This is a genomic window from Actinophytocola sp. (assembly GCF_045807065.1).
Classification (GTDB): domain Bacteria; phylum Actinomycetota; class Actinomycetes; order Mycobacteriales; family Pseudonocardiaceae; genus Actinophytocola.
On the sequence record NZ_JBJMIE010000737.1, the window covers coordinates 19,758 to 39,274 of the forward strand.

Sequence of the window (19,517 nt, forward strand, 5' to 3'; positions counted from 1 at the left end):
TGGATCTTGATGCGGGTGCGGGTAGTTGGCTGATCGGGCTGCGGTTGGGGTGTTGACCTGGACCTGGTAATGATCATGATTGTGGGGAGGGCGAAAACACCGACAACAACCCCAGCCCAGCAGGCCACCCCACCCAGCAAGACCGGACACCGCTGCCGGCCAGCCAACACCACCTAACCGACCAGCATTGGGCCTAGGCGGGGAACACCGCGGCCAGCCAGCGTTCCGCTGTCTCGCTGTGAAGCAGCTCCCGGCGGGCCGCCGCGCTCGCGCTGCCGTCGTGGCCGTCGGGGTCGCCGAGGGCGGCCTCCATGGCGCGGCTGGTCTGGTCTATGTCGAACGGGTCCAGTGCCACCGAGTGCGGAGCCAGCTGCTCGTACACCCCCGCGTTCACCGACAGCAGCAGTGACGCGCGGTCGTCGAGCAGGAGGGCGGCCTCCTTGGCGAACAGGTTCAGCCCGTCGTAGGTGGAGTTCACGATCGCGGCGCGGCTCATGGTGAGCGCGGCGGCCACGCAGTTGCGGGAGTCGCCGCGGGACGCCGGATAGATCAGCGACACCGCCTCACGAGCCGGCGTGCCGAACCGGTCGTTGATCCGCCGCACCAGGGCCTCGCACTGCTCCTGGTAGACCCGGTGCCGGTCCGCGGCGCGGGTCGGCATGGTCACCACCGCGGCGAACCAGCAGCTCTCCGCCAGCTCCGGGCGCCGTTCGAGCATCGCCTCGTACGCCAGGAACCCGCGGGGGATGTTCTTCCACAGGTCCAACCGGTCCGCGCGGACCATCGTGCGGCGCCCGACGGACCGCAGTGCCAGCTCGGCCCGCCACCGGTCGGTCGCCGGGGCGTCCCGCAGCCGCTCGACGACGTCGACGTCCAGCGGGAACGGCACGGCCACCAGCGTCGTCGTCCGGCCGCGGTAGCGCACGACCCGACCGCTGACCTCCGCGTCCGGCAGGTACCGCGTGCAGCAGGCCAGGAACGCGTCCACCCACCGCTCCGCGTGGAATCCGACGGTGTCGCACCGCAGCAGGCTCTCCAGCAGCCGGACCCGGATGTGCGCGGGCAGGATGCCGAAGTAGTCCGGTTCGCACCACGGCGTGCCCAGGAAGTAGGTGAGCGGGCCGCGGCGTTGGACGAAGAACTCCGGCACCAGCATCAGGTGCGGGTCGTTGATCAGGATCAGCTCGTCCGGCTCACCCGTGGCGAGCTCGTCCAACCGCTTGGCGTACGCCCGGTTGACCGCCTCGTAGCCGTCCCACGCCGCCAGCAGGGACCGGTCGAACACCGGCTCGACGGCCGTGTCGTGCATGTAGTGCAGCATTCCGAGGAACAGGCGGATCGAGACCACGTCGTAGTGCTGGTGGCGGGTCTGCTCGTCGAACGCCATCGGGTGCAGCTGGATCCCGCCGTCGACGCTCACCTCGTCCACCGCGGGCAGGTCGGGCGGCGCGGTGAAGATCCACTGTCCGCCGTGCCGCTGGAGCAGCGCGATCAGCATCGGCACCAGGCCGCCGGGGGAGCGCGGGAGCAGCTTCCCGGCATCCCACCGCGGGTAGCTGTTACTGCAGGTGATGAGCCTCATGAGGATGTCCTTCCGTTGGATGACCAGTACACGGCGAGCAGGCAGACCGCGGCGACGGCGCCACCGAGCGAGAGCGCCCAGTAGCCGCCCAGGTCGGCCGCGAGCCCGGCGGCCGGCCCCGCCACGGCGGCGGCCAGACCCATGGACATCTCGCCGATGCCCTCCGCGTACGGGCGAAGTGGTTCGGGCGCCGCGCCGGCGAGCAGCGTGCTGGCCCCGACGATCCCGAAGTTCCAGCCGACGCCGAGCACCAGCAGGTGCCCGACCATCGCGACGGTCCCGTGCCCGGCGGCGAACAGGCCGAGCAGGCACGCGGCGAGCAGCAGCACCGCACCGGCGAGGATGACCGGCAGCGGCCCGAACCGGTCGGCGAGCCGCCCGGAGACCGGCGACGGCGCGAACATCCCGAGCACGTGCAGCGCGACGATCGTGCCGAGCAGGTCGAGCCCCTGCCCGTGGGCCACCAGGTGCACCGGCGCGATGGTCATGACACCGGTCATGACGAGGTTGGTCCCGGCCAGCATCAGGACCGCGACCCGGCCCCGGCCGCGGGACAGCACGGCACGCAGCGCCGCCCGGCCCGAGCCCTGCCCGACCGGGCCGCCGCGGCTGCTCCGTGCGCCCGTGGCCAGCACCAGCGCGGCGGCGCCGAACACCAGCACGGCGACCAGGTACAACCCGCTGAACCGGGGCAGCCCGAGGTGCCGGGCCACGGCCTCGCTCGGCCCGAGCAGCAACGGGCTCGCCACCGCGCCGATGGCGGTGGCGAAGAAGACCGTGCCCAGCGCCCGCCCCCGGTTGGCCGCGGTCGTGGCCGCCGCGGCGGCGTACCGGGTCAGGAAGACCGCCGAGTTGGCCGTCCCCAGCGCGACGCTGCCCACCAGGACCAGTGGCAGGCTGCGTGCCACGGCGGCCAGGACGACCAGCGCCGCACCGGCGACGCCCAGGGTGTAACCGAGCACGAGCCCACGGCGCCGGTGGCCCCGCGCCGCGAGCCAGGACATGAGCACGGCGCCCGCGGCCGACCCGAGCACCAGCAGTCCGAGCGGCAGCCCGGCCGCCGCGGGCCCGGCGAGATCCGTGGCGAGCAGGGCGCCGGCAGTCCCGCCGGCGGCGAGCCCGGTGCTGCCGACCGCGGTGGCGGCGGCCAGCCGCGCGAGAAGACCGTGACCCTGGGCCGGCGCCCGTGTCGCCGTGCTCGTCATCACGACGCCAGTTCCACGTCCATCGGCCCGGACTCGAACGCCAGCCGCCCGGCGATCGCGGCCTGCCGCATCGCGGTGGCCATCTTCAGCGGGTCACGCGCCCGCACCAGCGCGGTGTTCACCAGCGTGGCGGCCGCACCCAGCTCCATGGCGAGCGCGACGTGCTTGGCGCTGCCCAGCCCGCCCTCGACGATGACCGGGATCCGGCACTGCTCGATCACGGCCCGGACCGCGTCCGGATCCACGATGCCCTGCCCGGACGCGACCGGCGCGGCCATGACCCGCAAAGCCGCGCAGCCGGCCTCCTCGAGCAGCCGCGCCGTCTCCAGGTCCGGCAGGATGAACGGCATCAGCTCCCAGCCGCGGGCCCGCAGCTCGTGGGCGGCCTCGACCGTCTGCCGGTTGTTCGGCATGTTGTCCTCGCCCCGGACGTCCAGCTTGAGGATGGAGATACCGAGCGAGTCCCGGAGGATGTCCGCCGTGCGCAGCGCGCCTTCCTTCGAGCGTGCGAAGGAGGTGGTGCCGATCCAGACGAACTGGTCGAGCGGCAACACCGCGTCGAGGTCGGACAGCAGGAGGCTGGACCGCCGGTTGTCCGGGTCGACCGTGGTGATGAAAACGTCCGCGCCGGTCGCCTCGAGCACGTTCTTGACCGTGGTAATGGACTCGTACTGCTCGATCCCGACAATCAGCCGGGACCGGAATTTCGCGTCACCGATCTCGAGCCAGGGCATGTCGAGATCGGACTTGAATGTGTTTGTCATCGTCATACGCCCAATGTGGAGACTCATTCTCTTCTGCGCCTCTTCTCCCGCTATCACGGAGGCCCCGAGAAATGTCGGCACCCCGGCCTCTGAAAGGCGCGTTCAGTCGTCGTGTCCTTGGCGGAACGTCCTGATGGGATGAACTCGGGTTGTGGTCGTCTGTCCTTGGGCCGTTCGAGGCCGTCGTTCAGTCTGAACCACAGACCTGCCTACCCACTTCCTACCGATCCCACTCCCTACCGATTTCGAGTCAGGACACCGAACGTGCCCTGAAAGGTGCGTTCAGCACGCCCAAACGCGCCTTTCAGGGCACCGGGCATATCTCGAACGCGCCTTCAGGGCACGGATCCGGCGTCAGGGAGCGCTCGGGCTAGGCGTGGCCGTCGAAGAGGCTGGTCACCGAGCCGCCTTCGTGGACTTCCCGAATTGCCGTGGCCAGCAGTGGGGCGATGGAAAGCACGGTCAGCCCCGGGAAGCGCTTCTCGTCCGGGATCGGCAGGGTGTCGGTGCAGATCACCTCACGAGCACCGCAGCCGGCCAGGCGTTCGGCGGCGGGGCCGGACAGCACCCCGTGGGTGGTCGCGATGATCACGTCGGTGGCGCCCGCCTCGAGCAGGCGGGTCGCCGCCTTCGCGATCGTGCCGCCCGTGTCCACCATGTCGTCGATCACGACGCATGTCCGGCCGCGGACCTCGCCGACCACCTGGTTGGCGACGACCTCGTTGGGCCGCAACGGGTCGCGGCTCTTGTGGATGAACGCGACCGGCCGGCCGCCAAGCTGGTCGGCCCATTTCTCCGCCAGCTTGGTGCGCCCGGCGTCCGGCGACACCACCACGATCGGCGCGTCGCCGTACCGCCTGCGGACGTGCTCCGCCAGCACGGGTTGCGCGAACAGATGGTCCACCGGCCCGTCGAAGAAACCCTGGATCTGTGACGTGTGCAGGTCGACGGTCATGATCCGGTCGGTTCCGGCGGTCCGGAACAGGTCCGCGACCAGCCGGGCCGAGATCGGTTCGCGGCCGCGGTGCTTCTTGTCCTGCCGCGCGTAACCGTAGAACGGCATGACCGCGGTGACCCGCCCGGCGGACGCCCGTTTCAGGGCGTCCACCATGATCAGTTGTTCCATGATCCAGTGGTTGATCGGCGCACAATGGCTCTGGATCACGAACGCGTCCCCGCCACGCACCGACTCCTCGAACCGCACGAACGTCTCGCCGTTCGCGAAGTCGTACGCCGACTGCGGGGTCAGCGGCACGTCCAGGTACTTGGCCACCGCCTCGGCCAGTTCCGGGTGGCTGCGCCCGGCGAAGAGCATGAGGTCCATCAGGCGGCCCGTTCCTGCCGGTACCGCGCGTGGGCGGCGGCGAGCCGGCCACCGACCTCCGCCGTGCTGATGAGCACCGACATGTTCGCCGCCGAGGACCGGCCTTCCGTGGCCCGGTCGACGGCTCGCATCAGGTACTTCGTGATGGCGTTGCCGCGGACCCCCTCCCGGTCGGCGGCGCTCATCGCCTCGGCGATAGTCGCCTCGATCTCGGCGGCGTCGATGGCGTCCTCCTCCCGGACCGGGGTGGTGATCAGGAAGGTGCTGTGGTTGCCCAGCGCCCAGTGGGCCTCGACGGCACGGGCGATCACCATCTCGTCGTCCAGCCGCTGCGGGCTGCGGATGCCGCTGGACACGCAGTAGAACGCCGGGAAGTCGTCCGACCGGTAGGAGACCACCGGCACGCACTGCGTCTCCAGGTACTCCATCGTCAGGTTCAGGTCGAGGATGCTCTTCGCGCCCGCGCAGACGACCGCGACCTTCGACCGGGTGAACTGGATGAGGTCCGAGGACACGTCCATGGTGCGTTCCGCGCCCCGGTGCACCCCGCCGATGCCGGCCGAGGAGAAGAACGGGATCCCCGCCAGTTCGGCCGCCACCACGGATGACGCGACGGTGAGCGCGCCGATCCCGCCGCGGGCCACGACGACCGGCATGTCCCGGCTGCTCACCTTCGGAATCCCCGGCGTGGCGGCGAACCGCTCGATGTCGGCGTCGCTCATCCCCACGACGATCTTGCCGTCGTCGATGCACAGGGTCGCCGGCACCGAGCCACCGGCCCGGACGGCCTGTGCCACCTTCCTTGCCGTGGCGGCGTTCTCGGGGTAGGGCAGGCCGTGGGTGATGACGTTGGACTCCAGCGCCACCACCGGCCGGCCCTCGTTCAGGGCGTCCGCGACCTCCTCGTGGAACACCAGGGGAATGTTCTCGTGCTGGTGACGTAACATCGTCATTTCCCGGTTCATGCGGCTGGTCCGTAGTTCGGCTTCTTGCTCAGGGTGTCCTTGCGGTTGACGATTTCCGGGAAGTAGACCCGCTCGTTCCAGGCCTCCTTCGCGACGGGTTCGAGCGCGATGGACACCACGCCCTCGTCGCAGCCGAACGCGTTCGTGACGGCCCTGGTCACCGCCGCGACCAGCTCGGACTGCTGCTCCTCGCTGAGCGATGTGGGGAAATGCTTGATGTTCACGTGTGGCACGACGGTCTCCTCTCCGTTGGTCGAGACACCGAGGCGATCCCGGATCGCCTTCACCAGCTCGTCGACGTCCGGCTCTTTCAACATGCTGTAGTGGTCAGCCGCGAGATCGACGACGACCGGCTCGGCCGCCGAATATCCGCTGCTGTTCTCGAGGAACGAATAGTCGTCCCCGCGCGCCTTGAAAATCGTGACCGGCGCGTTGATCCGGCGGGCCGCCAGCTCCTGGAACGTGTACTCGAACTCGAACGTCTGGCCCACGATCCGGACGATCCGGCGCACCAGCTCCCGGTCCAGCCCGTTGAACCGCTCGCTGACGAACGACACGAAGCTCTCCTCGTCGTGCGCCACGGCGAGGCACTCGTCCAGCAGCGGACCGGTGATGGCGCCCGCGAACACCGAGAACAGGATCGTCACGTAGGCCTTGTTGTCGTAGCTGGCCTCGCGGCCGTAGGCCGACGCCTCCACGATGCGCACCTTCGGCGAGCCCGGCGCGATCAGGAACAGGTTCTCCACCCGCTCCCCGGACTGCTCCAGCTGGTAGGCGGCCTCGAACGCGACCCGCGCGCCGAAGGAGTAACCCCACAGCGTGTACGGCCCGACCGGTTGCAGCCGCCGGATCGCCTTGATGTCCTCGGCGGCCATCTCGCGGATCGTGGGGTAAGGGCTTTCCAGCTCGTTGATCCCGTACGCCTGCACGCCGTAGAACGGCCGGTCGGCCATCTTCCCGGCCAGCGTCCGCAGGTTCATCGTGTACCCGCCGAGCCCGGGCCAGCAGTAGATCGGCGCACCCGATCCGCCCGACTGCAGCGGAACCAGCCGCGACGACGGCTCGGCGTGCACGCCGTCCACCCGGCGGGCGAGCTGCTCGATGGTCGGCGACTCGAACAGCACCTGCAGGGGCAGCGCGGTGCGCAGCTCCCGGTTGATCCGGTTGATCAGCGAGACCGCGATGAGCGAGTTGCCGCCGGTGGCGAAGAAGTCGTCCTCCACCGAGACGTTCTCGCGGTGCGTCACCTTCGCCCAGATGTCGGCGATGCGGCGCTCGCTGCCCGTTCTCGGCGCGACGAACGGCCGGTCCGACAGGTCGACGTCGGTCACCTCGGACGCGGCCAGCGCGCGGACGTCGATCTTGCCGTTCGCGGTGAACGGCAGGCGGTCCAGCACGACGACCTTGTTCGGGATCATGTAGTCCGGCAGCAGCCGGGCCAGGTCGTCGCGGATCATCTCCGCCGGGCCGCGCATGTGCACGACGTCTTCCTTCATGCCCTCGCCACGGCGCTGCTCCTCGCTGACCCGTCCGCCGACGAAGAAGTACGACGGTCCGGTCGGCCGGCCGAGGATGCTCTCGATCCGGCGCGCCGAGGGCAGCGGGTGGCCGCTCTTGGAGCTGTACCCGGACGACATGAACCCGAGGTTGAGGCCGTTCATCGACAGGTGCTGGAGCTTGCGGCCGAGGTCGATGTACTGGCGCCACTCCCGCGGCGTCGTGCTGATGACGCTGATCCCGATGCTCGCCCGCTCGTACACCTGCTGGTTGATGGCGATGACGTGCCTGCGCTGGACCAGCTCGTCGGAGACCCGCTCCAGCTGGCCGTCCCGGTAGCGGTACTGCCCGGCGGGCAGGTCGGCGACCCGGCCGGGATGCGCCTGCACGTAGATCTCGTACGCGTCGTCCTGCCGGGGGCCGGCGTGGGGGACCAGCTCGAAGGCGCCGAGGTAGTAGTCCTCGTCGGCGCAGTCGAGGTTGTCCTTCGCCGCGGGGGAGTACTCGAGGTCGACGATGTCCAGCCCGTAGGACGGCAGGATCTCCTCGAACAGCCCGACCATGTGGCCGGTCTCGATCTCCAGGACCTCCTGGATGTTGTTCTTGTAGACCGGCTCGATCGCCCGCTTCCTGCCGACGAAGTGCGCCCGCACCGAGGACTTCCCGCGGCCTGGCGTCTCCCGGATGAGCACCAGCCGGTGGTGCACCGGGTGGTAGTAGTAGAAGCCGGGCCGCAGGTGGCCGATCTCGTCGAGCTCCAGGTACAGCTGGGTGGCGTAGAGCGACCCCGGCGAGGCGTAGCCGTACTTCGGCAGCAGGCGCTCGCTGCTGTGGTACTGCCCGAAGTACCGGAGGATCTCGCCGAACTCGTCGAGGCCGATCGCGTCCAGGCTGCGTGGCGCGGCCGCGGTGACCTGGTGGCCGAGCAGGCGCAGGATGTCGGACCTGGTGACCTCGCCGCCCTCGTAGAAACGGTAGGTCTTGCGGGCGAACACCCGCCGCCGTTGCTCGTCGGTCGGGGTGCGGCCGGGCAGGTCGAACGCCGGCCTGCCGGCCAGGTCCTCCGCGGTGCGACACCCCGGGTTGGACAGCTGGGCCTTGACCTGGAGCTTGCTCTCCTTGGACTGGTGGTGCGCGCCGTGGTTGCCCTGGTCCATCAGGGCCGCTTCCTTCGGGTTCAGCTCCACGCAGGCGATCAGGTTCTGGAACCCGGTGCGCTGGTCCTGCTTGACGATGGCCGCGGCGTGCTTGACCCAGTCGTGGGTCTCGATCGCCAGCTTGATCTCGTCCAGCTCGACGCGGAAACCACGCAGCTTGACCTGGTTGTCCACCCGGCCGACGAACTGGACCGTGCCGTCGGCGTTCCAGTAGGCGAGGTCGCCGGTCCGGAACAGCCTGGCGGGCGGGTCGTCGGTGTCGAACGGGTCGGCGACGAACCGCTGCGCGGTCAGCTCGGGCTTGTGCAGGTAGCCGCGGGCGACCTGGATCCCGCCGATGTAGAGCTCGCCGATCTCGCCGACGGCCACCGGCATGCGCTGCTTGTCGAGGATGTAGTACTCGGTGCCGTCCACCGGCGCGCCGATCGAGATGGCGTTGGGGCCCTCGGCGACGGCGGCCCGGTTGACCGTGAACGCGGACGAGTTGATGGTGCACTCGGTCGGCCCGTACAGGTTCACCAGGTCGCACGACGGCAGCGTGGCCAGGAAGCTCAGCGCGAGCGGCTTGGCCAGCACCTCGCCGCCGGTGAACACCTGGGTCAGCGACGTGCAGCGGTCCAGCTCCTCGGTGTCCAGCAGCGCCTGCAGCAGGGTGGGGACACACTGCAGCGTGGTGACCTCGTGCGCGACGATCGTCTCGATCAGGCGCTCGGGGTCCCGGTAGATGCCCGGGCCGCCCACGACGACCGTGCTGCCGCAGCCGGGGGCCAGGATCTCCCACTGCGCCGCGTCGAAGCTCATCGGCGTCTTCTGCAGGACGACCTTCTCGTGGTTCAGCCCGTACGTCGAGGAGAGCCAGCGCATCTGGCTGACGATCGAGCGGTGCTCGATCATCACGCCCTTCGGCCGGCCGGTGCTGCCGGAGGTGTAGATGACGTAGGCGAGGTGGTTGGGCCGCAGACCGGTGTCCAGGTCCTCGCGGACGCCGCGGAACGCCGCCGCGTCCTTCGGTGTGACGACCCGGACGCCGGGTGGCGCCAGCTCGGCCAGCCGGCTCTCGAGCCGCTCCTGGGTGATGATGACATTCGCCCGCGCGTCCTCGATCATGTAGCGCAGCCGCTCTTCCGGGTACTCCGGCGCCAGCGGCAGGTACGCGCCACCGGCGAGCAGGATTCCCCAGGCCCCGACCATCAGGTCGATCGACGGCTCCACGAACAGGCCGACGCGGTCGTCGGCGGTGACGCCGAGCTCGTGCAGGTAGCCAGCCAGCTGGGAGCTCTTCGCCAGCAGCTCGGCGAAGGTCAGGTGCTGCGTGCCGTGGACGACCGCCGTATCACCAGGCCGCACCCGCGCCTGGGCACGGAGCAGCTCGGGAAGACAGTTCTTACGCATGGAAGGTCATTGCCTCTTCTGTTACTTGACAGACGGAACGAGTGAGTTCGAAGGGGTGGCCCGCCTGGCCCGCCTGGGCTGGGCGAACAGCACGGTCCCCACGATGACCAGGGCGCCGGCCAGCTGGGCGACGGTGAGCACCTGGTCGAGGAACAGGTAGCCGAGGGCCGTGGCGACGACCGGGCTGCCGAACGCGAGGAACGACACCGCCAGTGCCGGCAGCCGGTCGATCCCGCGGAACCACACCGCGTAGCCGAACAGCGAGCCCAGCACGATCAGGTACCCGAACCCCAGCAGGTTCGTCCCCGTGAGCGTGCTCGGCAGGCCCTCGGCCAGCAGCGTGGCCGGCAGCAGGACCAACCCGCCCGCGGTGAGCTGCCAGCCGGTCATCTGAAGCAGCCCGACGCCCGCCGGCCGTCCCCAGCGCTTGGTGAACACGATGCCGGCCGCCATGCTGGCCGCGCCGGCGAGTGCCGCCAGGACCCCGACGGTGTCCAGTGCCGCGGCCGGCCGCAGCACCAGCAGCGCCACGCCGCCGGCGCCGACCAGGCAGGTCACGACGTGCCTGACCTGGATCCGGTCGCCGAGCAGCAGCGCCGCGAGGACCAGCACCACGATGGGCTGGATCGACATGATCAGCGCGGCCACGCCGCCCGGCAGCCGGTAGGCGGCGACGAACAGCAGGAAGAAGAACGCCCCGATGTTCAGCGTGCCCAGCACGAGGGCCCGCCACAGCCAGACTCCCTTCGGCACGACGCGGCCGAGGGCCAGCAGGAGCAGGCCGGCGGGCAGCGCCCGCACCATCGCGGCCAGCAGCGGGCGGTCGGCCGGCAGCATCTCCGTGGTCACCAGGTAGGTGCTGCCCCAGATGGCCGGGGCCAGGGCCGTGACGCCGGAGTCGACGAGCAGCCGGTGGCCCCTCATGCGATGTTCTCCGTGCCGAAGAAGCGGTCGCCGAAGTCGCCGATGCCCGGCATCATGAACTTCTCCTCGGTCAACCCGTCCTCGATGCTGGACGTCACCATCCGCACCTTCGGGTACTCGCGCGTGACGGCGGCGATGCCCTCGGGGGAGGACAGCAGGTTGATGAACACGATGTTCTCCTCCCGCACGCCGCGGTCGAGGAGGACGTCGATGGCCGCCTTGGCGGTGCCGCCGGTGGCCAGCATGGGGTCCAGCAGCAGCACGTGCCGCTGGGCGATGTCGACCGGCAGCGCGGAATAGTAGAGGTGCGGAAGCTTCGTCACCTTGTCCCGCTGGATCAGAATCTTGCCGATCCGGATCGCGGGGGAGACGGCACGCAGTTCGGCCTCCATGCTTTCTCCCGCGCGCGCGATGGACACGCCGCAGATCTGTGACGTGAGTCGCATTCCGGAATATGTCCGGCCGACCGGGGTCTCCACGTCCTGGGATTCGTGCGGGAGAAGGTCGAGGCCGGCCTCGATCAGCAGCCGAAGAATTCGGCTCGAGTAGAAGACGAAATCGTCCCGGCGCGCGTTCCGGTCCCGGATGATCGTGTGTAGCGCGCGTAGTTGGTTGGTCTGCGGAAGCACGTGGACCGTGGTTCCGACGAGTTCGCTGAGCGACAGTGTCGCCGCATTCGACATTGGACTGCCTCTCCTGGGGAACGAGACGGGCGACGGTGGCCGGCCCTCGTGATCAGCCACCGTCGCCGTGGGATGTCACCGCTGTTTCGTCATCGCTGTTTCGTCACTGCTGTTCCGCTACCGCGGCGCGCCGACCGAGAGCCGCTCGAAGGCCTCCTGGGACTGCTGCACGAACCGGCGCACCTTGGCCCGGTCCTTGCGCCCGGTGGCGTCCTCGAGCCCGGTGTGTGCGTCGACCGCGGCCGGCCGGACCTGCTCGATCGCGGCTGCCACGTTGTCGGGGTTCAGCCCGCCCGCCAGCATCAGCGGCCGCGGCGAGATACGCACCAGCTCGGCGCTGACGCCCCAGTCGTGCACGAGCCCGGTCGCGCCCTTCGCGCCGTTGGCCGGGTTGTAGCTGTCGGTGATGAACATGTCGACCCACTCGGCCGCCTCGTCCACCGTCCTGGCCAGCTCGTCGATGTTGTCGTCCTTGACCACGAGGCTCTTGAGCACGTACAGGTCGGGGTCGATGGTCCGCAGCGTGCGCAGCTGCGTGGCCGGCACGTCCCCGTGCAGCTGCACGGTGCGCACGCCCAGCTGGGCGCAGAACGCCTTGATCTCCTCCGCCTCGGTGAGGTACGTGATCACGACTCCCCGGCGCGGCGGCTGGAACGACGCGATGATCGAGGCCGCGTCCGCCTCGGACAGATCCTCGTTCTTCGCGGGCAACCGCAGGGCGAAACCCAACCAGTCCGCGCCTTCGTCGCAGATCATGTCGGCCTCGGCCTGATCGATGATTCCTGCGACCTGGATCAATCCCTGCACTCCAACCTACCTTTCCCTGGCCGGGTGTTCCCGGCCTAATTTCCCTGACGAGAACCACTGTGCCGGACAGTTCTCTTCCGGCTCTATTCTCGTCCTACTGTGTAGGTGATAGCGAGATGAGAGGGAAACGAGTGAACAACGCATTGTTGGCCAGGTCACAACAAAACGGCCGGCGCTGGTACCTGCCTAGGCAAAATACCGGCGCCGGCCGTTTTGTGAAAGTTCCGACCGTGGTCCTGAACAGCCTTATCCCGAATCCGCCGACGGCCTTGCCGGCTGTCTCGTCACATGCGATGGTCGCCCTGAAAGGCGCGTTTGAGACATACGGATTCCGGGGCGGAGTTCCGCCCTGGCATGACCGCGGCCGGGCATCGCGGCAACCCCGCCTGAACGCGAGAAGGGTCCCCGAGCGCCGGCCCGGGGACCCTTCTCCGCGTCACCATCAGACCCGCGTGCTGCGCACGGCGAGAGAGGTGAGCACGACCAGGACCGCGGCGACCCACAGCACGCCGGTGATGGCGACGAAGCCCACCACCAGGCTGCCGAACAGCGCGCCGAGGGCGATGGCCAGGTTGAACATCGAGGTGTTCAGGCCGGTGGCCGCCTCGGTCGCGTCGGGTGCGGCCTTGATGATCCAGGTCTGGACGCTGACCGGCAGGCCGCCGAACGCGACGCCCCACAGGATCAGCAGGATGGCGCCGGTGACCGGGGTGCCGCCGACGAGCGGGTAGATCGCCAGGATCACTGCCAGCGCGAGGCTGACCACGATGATCGTGCCGCGGACGTTGCGGCTCGCGGCCGAGCCGGCGAGGAAGTTGCCGACGATGCCGGCGACGCCGAAGCCGAGCAGCAGCGGGCCGACGGCCGTGGCGCTGATCCCCGAGATGTCCTGCAGGATCGGGCTCACGAAGGTGAACGCGCCGTAGTGGCCGGCGACCAGCAGGAACGTGGCGAGGACGCCGACCCGCACGGCGGGGGTGCGCAGCTGCTCGGCCAGCGTCCGCAGCCGCACCGGCTCGGTCGCGGGCATCTTCGGCAGCAGCACCGCCAGGGCGACCACCAGGATCAGCGCGATGCCGGCCAGCGTCGCGAACGCGACGCGCCAGTTCGTCAGGTCACCGACGAGCGTGCCCGCCGGCACACCCAGCACGTTCGCGGCCATGGCGCCGAAGAAGATCAGCGAGGTGGCCTTGGCGACGTACGACTCCGGCACCAGGCGCACGCCCAGCCCGGCCGCGAGCGCCCAGAACCCACCGATGCTGATCCCGATGAGCAGGCGTGCCAGGAGCAGCACGGCGTAGTTGGGGGCGGCCGCGGTCGCCAGGTTGCCCAGCACGACCAGCACGATCAGGCCGAGCAGGACGACCCGCCGGTCCGTCCGCCGGATCAGCACCGGCAGCATCGGCGCGGTGGCCGCGGCGATCAGGCCCGACACGGTCACCATGAGGCCCACGGCGCCGTTGGACACGTGCAGGCCGCCGCCGATGCTGGTCAGCAGACCCATCGGCAGGTTCTCGACGGTCACGACCAGGAAGGTCCCCAGCGTGACCGCCAGGACGGCGAGCCAGTTCTTGATCGACATCCGATCCGGCGCCGAGGTGGCCCGGACCGTTTCGACGTTCGTCATGTTTGCGCACTCCTATGCGTCTGCCTGCGGGCAGGCCAGAACAAGCCGTCGGTGGACGACCGGTATTGGGATTGGAGCCGGCCCAGCTGTTCGAGCCGGGGCAGCGACTAAGTCGCTTACCGCTAAGCTACTATACCTTAGAGCTAAGCAACATGCATCCGAGGGGACCAGAGGAGGAGCGACGATGATGGCGTGGAACTGGCTCAGCGGCTGTGACGTGCTGTTCACGACGTGTCACCGGATCACTGTCGAACGAGTGCGCCGGTCGCTGTCCGCCAGCGTGGACCTGGAGCCGGGTGACCTGCCCGGACCACGGACCTCGGAAGACCTTCCGGTGACGTCGTCGGCCTGCTACCCGACCCGGAGCTAAGGTGACACAGTGGCTGATCACGTGGACTTCGTGCTGAAGCAGTGGAGCGAGCAGCGCCCCGACCTCGACATGTCGGCCATGGCCGTGATGGGCCGGCTGTCCCGGCTGTCGCGGCTGGTCAGCGTCGAGCTGCGGAGCACCTTCAGCGCGCACGGGCTGGACCCCGCGTCCTTCGACGTGCTCGCCACGCTCTACCGCAGCGGACCGCCGCACTGCCTGACCCCGGCGGACCTGATGCGTGCCTCGATGGTCACCTCGGGCGCCATCACCCAACGCCTCGACCGGCTCGAGTTGAAGGGGCTGGTGACCCGATCGCCGAGTGACTCCGACGGCCGCGGCGTGAAGGTCGCACTCACCGCCGACGGGCTCGCGCTCATCAGCAAGGCGTTCCCCGACCACGTCGAGACCGAGAACAGACTTCTCGCCGCGCTCACTCCCCAGCAGCGTGACATTCTCGCCGACACACTCCGGCACCTCCTGGAGTCCCTCGGCGACACTTCCCTCTGAGCCTGAACCAACCCGTTGCCGGCGAAGGAGGGTTCGCCCGGGCCACGCCGCCGTCCTGGGTCTCGTCAAACGACCTCGAACAGCGGATGAGCCGGGTGCTGCCAGCGTTGCGGATCCGTCCGGTCAGTCGTTCTGCGCACGGTCGAGCTGCTCGGTGTGCCGGGTTTCCGGCGCGGGTCAGCGTGTCATGGGAGGTCCCCGGAGGCTTCGGCGTTTCGCCTGTCGACTCGGCCTTTGAGTGCGTCGATGGAGGCGAAGACCTCAAACCCGATTTCCTCGAGTCGAACGAGATCTGCTTCGTCGGCGTCGAGCTCGAGGCTTACGAGGGTTGAGGCAGCCGCTCGGAGTGACTGCACGAAGTTGTCGGGACTGAGCATCCCGATGGCGGAGTGTCGCCGCGTACTGTTGTAGAGATTGATCCTGCCCTCGGTAGTCCGTGGGAGTCGCTCCACGTTGACTTCCGCATCGATCGATGCAGAAGTCAACGGTAGCACGTTCCGCATCGACCACGTCAGAATGACGTGAACCTGTGGGGATGGACACGGCTAAATGCGATCAACGGTCATACGAAACCGGCCAGGGGTGGCTCGCGAGGCCACGGAGAATGCAGAGTCGCTGCTTCAGGGATCGACCGGACCGGTTCTCAGCAGAGTGGCCAGCTGCGCAGAGCGGCGTCGGCCATGTCCTGGAGTTCGACGTGACCCACGCCACTGGCTGCCTGCACGGCGATGCCGTAGGCCAAGGCGGTGACGTAGCGGGCGAGCAGTGCCGGGTTGGCCTCCGGCGGCAGGTCGCCGCCGTCAACGGCTCGTTCGAACCGTTCTCGGAGGCGGGCATAGCCACTGTCGCGCCACGCGACGAGAAGGTCGCGGGCGCCACGGCTGGCGTCACCGGTGACCAGGGCACCCTGGACGCCCAAGCATCCGTTGGGGCCGGTCGGACGGGTGGTGGTTCGGACGACACCGGCAAAGATCGCGGTGACGACACCGAGGGCGGTCGACTCGTCCAGGGCTCGGGCCAGGTAGTCGCTCGGCCCCTCGCTGTAGCGCTCCAGGACCTTGCGGAACAACTCTTCTTTGTTGCCGAAGGCCGCGTACATGCTGGTGGTGGAGATACCCATCGCGCCGGTCAGGGTGGCCAGGCTGGCCCCCTCGTAGCCGTGTTCCCAGAACACCAGCAGGGCGCGCTCGAGCGCCTCATCGGCGTCGAATCCCCGTGGCCGGCCGGTCAGGCGGCGCTGTCTGGTCTCCACTCCCACAGCCTAACCCTTCTGCAGCGATCGATGCAGAAGATGCTACCGTCGAGTTCTGTAACAATCGATGCGGAATTCGACGGAAGGCGCCTCACGTGGGACTGATCGAGGGCAAGACCGCTCTGATCACCGGGGGCAGCTCCGGGATCGGCCTGGCAGCCGCCGTGCGGCTGGCAGACGAGGGCGCGCACGTGTTCATCACCGGGCGGCGCAAGACCGAACTCGACACGGCCGTCGACGTGATTGGTCCGGCGGCCACGGCGGTGACCGGTGACATCTCCGACCTCGCCAACCTGGACCGGCTCTACGACACGATCCGCAGCCGGGGACAGGGCCTGGACGTTCTGTTCGCGAATGCCTCCATCGCCTCGTTGGCGCCGCTCGAGCAGGTCACCGAGGAGCACTTCGACGCCCACTTCGGCGTCAATGTGAGAGGCACGCTGTTCACCGTGCAGAAGGCGCTGCCACTGCTCAACAACGGCGCCTCGGTCATCGTCAACGGTTCCACCAACCGGACGTCGGCGATGCGGCGCTCGGCGTGTACGCGGCGACCAAGGCCGCCGTCCGGTCGCTCGTCCGGACCTGGGCCAACGAACTCAAAGAACGTGGCATCCGGGTCAACGCCGTCGCGCCCGGCCCGACCGACGCTCCTGCCGTTTCCGCGCTGACCGCCGACCCGGCCGCGTTGAAAAAGCAACTGGCCACGCAGGTACCGCTGGGCAGACTCGGACGTCCGGACGAGATCGCCGCCGCCGTGACCTTCCTCGCCTCCGAGGAGAGCAGCTTCGTCACCGGAACGAGCCTCTACGTCGACGGCGGTCTGAACCAGATCTGACCAGCTCCACCCAACACGGATCGAGGCAGCGAAACCATGACAGTGATCGGCATCATCGGCGCGGGTGAGGTCGGCAGCCAGCTCGCGCGCGCGGCGATTGCGCACGGCTACCACGTCGTCATCGCCAACTCACGAGGACCCGAGACCCTCAAAGACTTGATCGACGAACTCGGCCCGTCCGCGCGTGCCGCCACCGCTGCCGGCGCCGCTGCCACCGGCGACTTCGCCGTCGTGGCCGTCCCTCTCAAGGTGATCAACAACATGCCCACCGAGGAACTGGCAGGCAAGATCGTGCTCGACACGAACAACTACATGATCTGGCGCGACGGCCACATCCCGGTCATCGACTCGGGCGAGAAGACAGTCTACGAGCTACGCCAAGAACACCTCCGGCGATCCAAGGTCGTCCAGGCCTTCACCCACATCCAAGCTCCCCGCATCACCACCGCGGGCACGCCAGCGGGCACCCGCGGCCGTCTGGCGCTGCCGGTCTCGAGCGACTTCCCCGAGGCCGTGGAACTCGTGACGCGCCTGTACGACCAGTTCGGGTTCGACACAGTCGACAACAGCCCGCTGCGCGAAGCGTGGCGCAGCGCTCCCGGCCAACCCGCCTGGGACGCGCTCCAGTACCAAACCCGTGACGAACTGATCAACAATCTCGCCAGAGCACGACGGGTTACCTCGAGGTGATCGTCAGCGGCTGGCTCCGGCAGCAGGTAGTTGAGACAGAGGTTCAGCTCGGCATCCAAGTGACCCGTTCCTCAACCCGAACGAGCACCGCGCGCTGCGCCAGGACGCCGAACGCGCACGCGGGGCGGACGCCCCGTTCTCCAACGATCCTGATCACTTGTGGGAACAGCTGCGCCGCCACCACAAGCCCGCCGACTGACCAGCGTCCGCGGTGGATGAACCCATGGGATTCGGTCGAGGACCACCGACCGCCCCATCGCTATCTGCCTCCGCCGTGAAGCGGCGGCCGGCAGACGGTCGGGACACTGCTGGACGAGGGTCGACCCGAGACCTGACGTGATCACCGCGCTTGGTCACCCGGCGACGGCGGCCCTGCTCAGCGTGGGCCGCCACGTGCTCCGAGACCGACTCTCCGGCCGATCGATGTCCTCGTCGGGCTGATGGTGCCCGGAATAGGCCGTCCCCGTCGGGGTACGCGCCGGGAACGAACTCAGTGGAGGTGAGCCAGGCGTGCGGCACGACGAGGCGCTGCGGACTCCGGTCGCCGGTGTCCGGCACGACCCGCGCGTGATGTCCTGATGGTCACGCTGTCGGCGTGGGCGCCGTTGCGGCGGCCGGCGTTTCGCGCCCTGTGGGCCGCGCAGTTCGTCGCGAACGTGGGCACGTGGGCGCAGACGGTCGGCGCGCAGTGGCTGATGGGTGATCTCGGCGGCGGTGCGCTGGCGGTGGCGCTCGTGCAGACCGCCACCACGCTGCCGGTGTTCCTGCTCGTGGTCCCGGCCGGTGCGCTCGGCGACATCGTCGACCGGCGCCGGCTGCTGCTGACCGGGCAGGCGTTCATGTGCGTCGGAGCCGGTGCGCTGGCCACCCTGACCGCCGTGCACGTGGTGGCGCCGTGGCTCCTGCTCCTGCTGATCGCGACGATGGCGGTGGGGCAGGCCATCTCGGTGCCGTCGTTCCAGGCGATCCAGCCGGAGCTGGTCGCGCGGGACGAGATCCCGCAGGCGGCGATGCTCAACGGTGCCAACATGAACCTGGCACGCGCCGTCGGTCCGGCGCTGGGGGGTGTGCTGATCGCGGCGATCGGGCCGGCCGCCACGTTCGCGTTCAACACCGCCTCGTTCTTTCGGGGTGTTGGTGGTACTCCACCAGTGGGAGCGGCCGCCTGACCACCGGCCGCTCGGCAGTGAGCACGTCCTCAGCGCGACCAGGGCCGGTCTGCGTTACATCCGCCACGCGCCCCGGTTCGCGAAGGTGCTCGCTCGGTCCGCGCTGTTCATGGTGTTCGCCAGTGGGTTGTGGGCGCTGCTGCCCGCCGTGGCGCGTGACCAGCTGCACCTGAGCGCGGGTGGTTACGGGTTGTTGCTCGCGAGTGTGGGGCTCGGGGCCGTTGTCGGCACGTCGGTCGTGCCGAGGCTGCGGGACAGGTTCGGCACGGGCACCGTGGTGAACGCGGCGATGTTCGGCTACGGCCTGACCATGGTCGTGGTCGGCGTGTCGGGGTCCACGCTCGTCGTCATGGGGGTGCTGGTGGTCGCCGGGGTGTGCTGGATCGGTGTGCAGTCCACGCTCATGGCGACCGCGCAGCTGCTGCTCCCGGCGTGGACCCGTGCCAGGGCACTGGCCTACATGCAGTTCGTGTTCATGGGTGGGCAGGCGCTGGGCGCGCTCGGCTGGGGCGCGGTCGCGGAAGGCAGCCTGGCCACGGCTTTCCTGGTGCCGGCGGCCGGGCTGGTCGCCGGCACCGCGGTCAGCGTGCGTCCGCTGCGCCTGCCGGAAGGCCGGCTGGACGTGACCGCCGTGCGGCACTGGCCGGAGCCCGGCAACGCCATGAGCGTCGACTCCGGCGCCGGTCCGGTGCTCGTGACCGTGGAGTGGCCGGTCGACCCGGCACACGCCGACGCGTTCGTCGGGCTCATGCACGGTCGCGTGCGCC

Annotated in this window: 17 protein-coding genes and 1 pseudogene; 6 read left to right on the top strand and 12 right to left on the bottom strand. The window is 69.2% G+C overall.

The features are described 5' to 3' along the window. Positions 1 to 193 precede the first annotated feature (193 nt). From ACJ73U_RS43290 to ACJ73U_RS43335, 10 genes are all read right to left on the bottom strand, one after another. The gene (locus ACJ73U_RS43290) at positions 194 to 1,582 is read right to left on the bottom strand and encodes a trehalose-6-phosphate synthase (RefSeq protein ID WP_407783610.1); all 1,389 of its coding nucleotides are present in this window, start codon (positions 1,580 to 1,582) and stop codon (positions 194 to 196) included. After that, on the bottom strand, positions 1,579 to 2,787 hold the full coding sequence (locus ACJ73U_RS43295) for an MFS transporter (protein WP_407783611.1): 1,209 nt from the start codon (positions 2,785 to 2,787) through the stop codon (positions 1,579 to 1,581). The genes ACJ73U_RS43290 and ACJ73U_RS43295 overlap by 4 nt, the downstream gene beginning before the upstream one ends. Beyond that, the gene (locus ACJ73U_RS43300) at positions 2,787 to 3,551 is read right to left on the bottom strand and encodes a HisA/HisF-related TIM barrel protein (protein ID WP_407783612.1); all 765 of its coding nucleotides are present in this window, start codon (positions 3,549 to 3,551) and stop codon (positions 2,787 to 2,789) included. The genes ACJ73U_RS43295 and ACJ73U_RS43300 overlap by 1 nt, the downstream gene beginning before the upstream one ends. A 370-nt stretch (positions 3,552 to 3,921) precedes the next feature. Further along, entirely contained in the window at positions 3,922 to 4,875 is a 954-nt protein-coding gene (locus ACJ73U_RS43305) for a ribose-phosphate diphosphokinase (RefSeq protein WP_407783613.1), read from the bottom strand. Then, entirely contained in the window at positions 4,875 to 5,828 is a 954-nt protein-coding gene (locus tag ACJ73U_RS43310; protein WP_407783614.1) for a pseudouridine-5'-phosphate glycosidase, read from the bottom strand. Before ACJ73U_RS43310 ends, ACJ73U_RS43305 begins: the two co-directional genes overlap by 1 nt. An 8-nt stretch (positions 5,829 to 5,836) precedes the next feature. Next, positions 5,837 to 9,886 (bottom strand): amino acid adenylation domain-containing protein, encoded by a 4,050-nt coding sequence (locus tag ACJ73U_RS43315; protein WP_407783615.1) that lies wholly within the window; start codon positions 9,884 to 9,886, stop codon positions 5,837 to 5,839. Positions 9,887 to 9,907: 21 nt separating this feature from the next. Then, complete coding sequence (locus ACJ73U_RS43320; protein WP_407783616.1) at positions 9,908 to 10,810, bottom strand: EamA family transporter; 903 nt, start codon at positions 10,808 to 10,810, stop codon at positions 9,908 to 9,910. After that, the gene (upp, locus tag ACJ73U_RS43325; protein ID WP_407783617.1) at positions 10,807 to 11,493 is read right to left on the bottom strand and encodes a uracil phosphoribosyltransferase; all 687 of its coding nucleotides are present in this window, start codon (positions 11,491 to 11,493) and stop codon (positions 10,807 to 10,809) included. Before upp ends, ACJ73U_RS43320 begins: the two co-directional genes overlap by 4 nt. Before the next feature lie 117 nt (positions 11,494 to 11,610). Then, a complete protein-coding gene (locus tag ACJ73U_RS43330; RefSeq protein ID WP_407783618.1) occupies positions 11,611 to 12,300 on the bottom strand; it encodes a phosphoribosylanthranilate isomerase in 690 nt (229 codons plus the stop codon). 442 nt (positions 12,301 to 12,742) lie between these two features. Further along, entirely contained in the window at positions 12,743 to 13,927 is a 1,185-nt protein-coding gene (locus tag ACJ73U_RS43335) for an MFS transporter (protein ID WP_407783619.1), read from the bottom strand. A 379-nt stretch (positions 13,928 to 14,306) separates the two neighbouring features. Between ACJ73U_RS43335 and ACJ73U_RS43340 the strand changes: the two genes are divergently transcribed. Next, complete coding sequence (locus tag ACJ73U_RS43340) at positions 14,307 to 14,804, top strand: MarR family winged helix-turn-helix transcriptional regulator (RefSeq protein WP_407783620.1); 498 nt, start codon at positions 14,307 to 14,309, stop codon at positions 14,802 to 14,804. Positions 14,805 to 14,989: 185 nt separating this feature from the next. On the opposite strand, the gene ACJ73U_RS43345 is transcribed toward ACJ73U_RS43340, so the two are convergent. Both ACJ73U_RS43345 and ACJ73U_RS43350 read right to left on the bottom strand, forming a co-directional pair. Next, on the bottom strand, positions 14,990 to 15,307 hold the full coding sequence (locus tag ACJ73U_RS43345; RefSeq protein ID WP_407783621.1) for a hypothetical protein: 318 nt from the start codon (positions 15,305 to 15,307) through the stop codon (positions 14,990 to 14,992). 140 nt (positions 15,308 to 15,447) lie between these two features. Beyond that, positions 15,448 to 16,056, bottom strand: coding sequence for a TetR/AcrR family transcriptional regulator (locus ACJ73U_RS43350; protein WP_407783622.1), 609 nt, complete (start codon positions 16,054 to 16,056; stop codon positions 15,448 to 15,450). A 164-nt stretch (positions 16,057 to 16,220) separates the two neighbouring features. Here ACJ73U_RS43350 and ACJ73U_RS43355 point away from each other — a divergent pair. The 5 genes and pseudogenes from ACJ73U_RS43355 to ACJ73U_RS43375 all read left to right on the top strand — a co-directional run. Then, positions 16,221 to 16,523 (top strand): annotated as a pseudogene (locus tag ACJ73U_RS43355) (SDR family NAD(P)-dependent oxidoreductase); the annotation flags it as partial. Positions 16,524 to 16,594: 71 nt separating this feature from the next. Then, complete coding sequence (locus tag ACJ73U_RS43360; protein ID WP_407783623.1) at positions 16,595 to 16,891, top strand: SDR family oxidoreductase; 297 nt, start codon at positions 16,595 to 16,597, stop codon at positions 16,889 to 16,891. A 36-nt stretch (positions 16,892 to 16,927) separates the two neighbouring features. Continuing rightward, positions 16,928 to 17,581 carry an NADPH-dependent F420 reductase gene (locus tag ACJ73U_RS43365; RefSeq protein ID WP_407783624.1) on the top strand — a complete coding sequence of 218 codons (654 nt, stop codon included), beginning with the start codon at positions 16,928 to 16,930 and terminating at the stop codon, positions 17,579 to 17,581. A gap of 578 nt (positions 17,582 to 18,159) precedes the next feature. Then, positions 18,160 to 18,750: an MFS transporter gene (locus ACJ73U_RS43370; RefSeq protein WP_407783625.1), complete on the top strand. Its 591-nt coding sequence runs from the start codon at positions 18,160 to 18,162 to the stop codon at positions 18,748 to 18,750. Further along, positions 18,713 to 19,517: MFS transporter (locus ACJ73U_RS43375; protein WP_407783626.1), on the top strand; the 805-nt coding region annotated here is incomplete at its 3' end. The genes ACJ73U_RS43370 and ACJ73U_RS43375, both read left to right, overlap by 38 nt.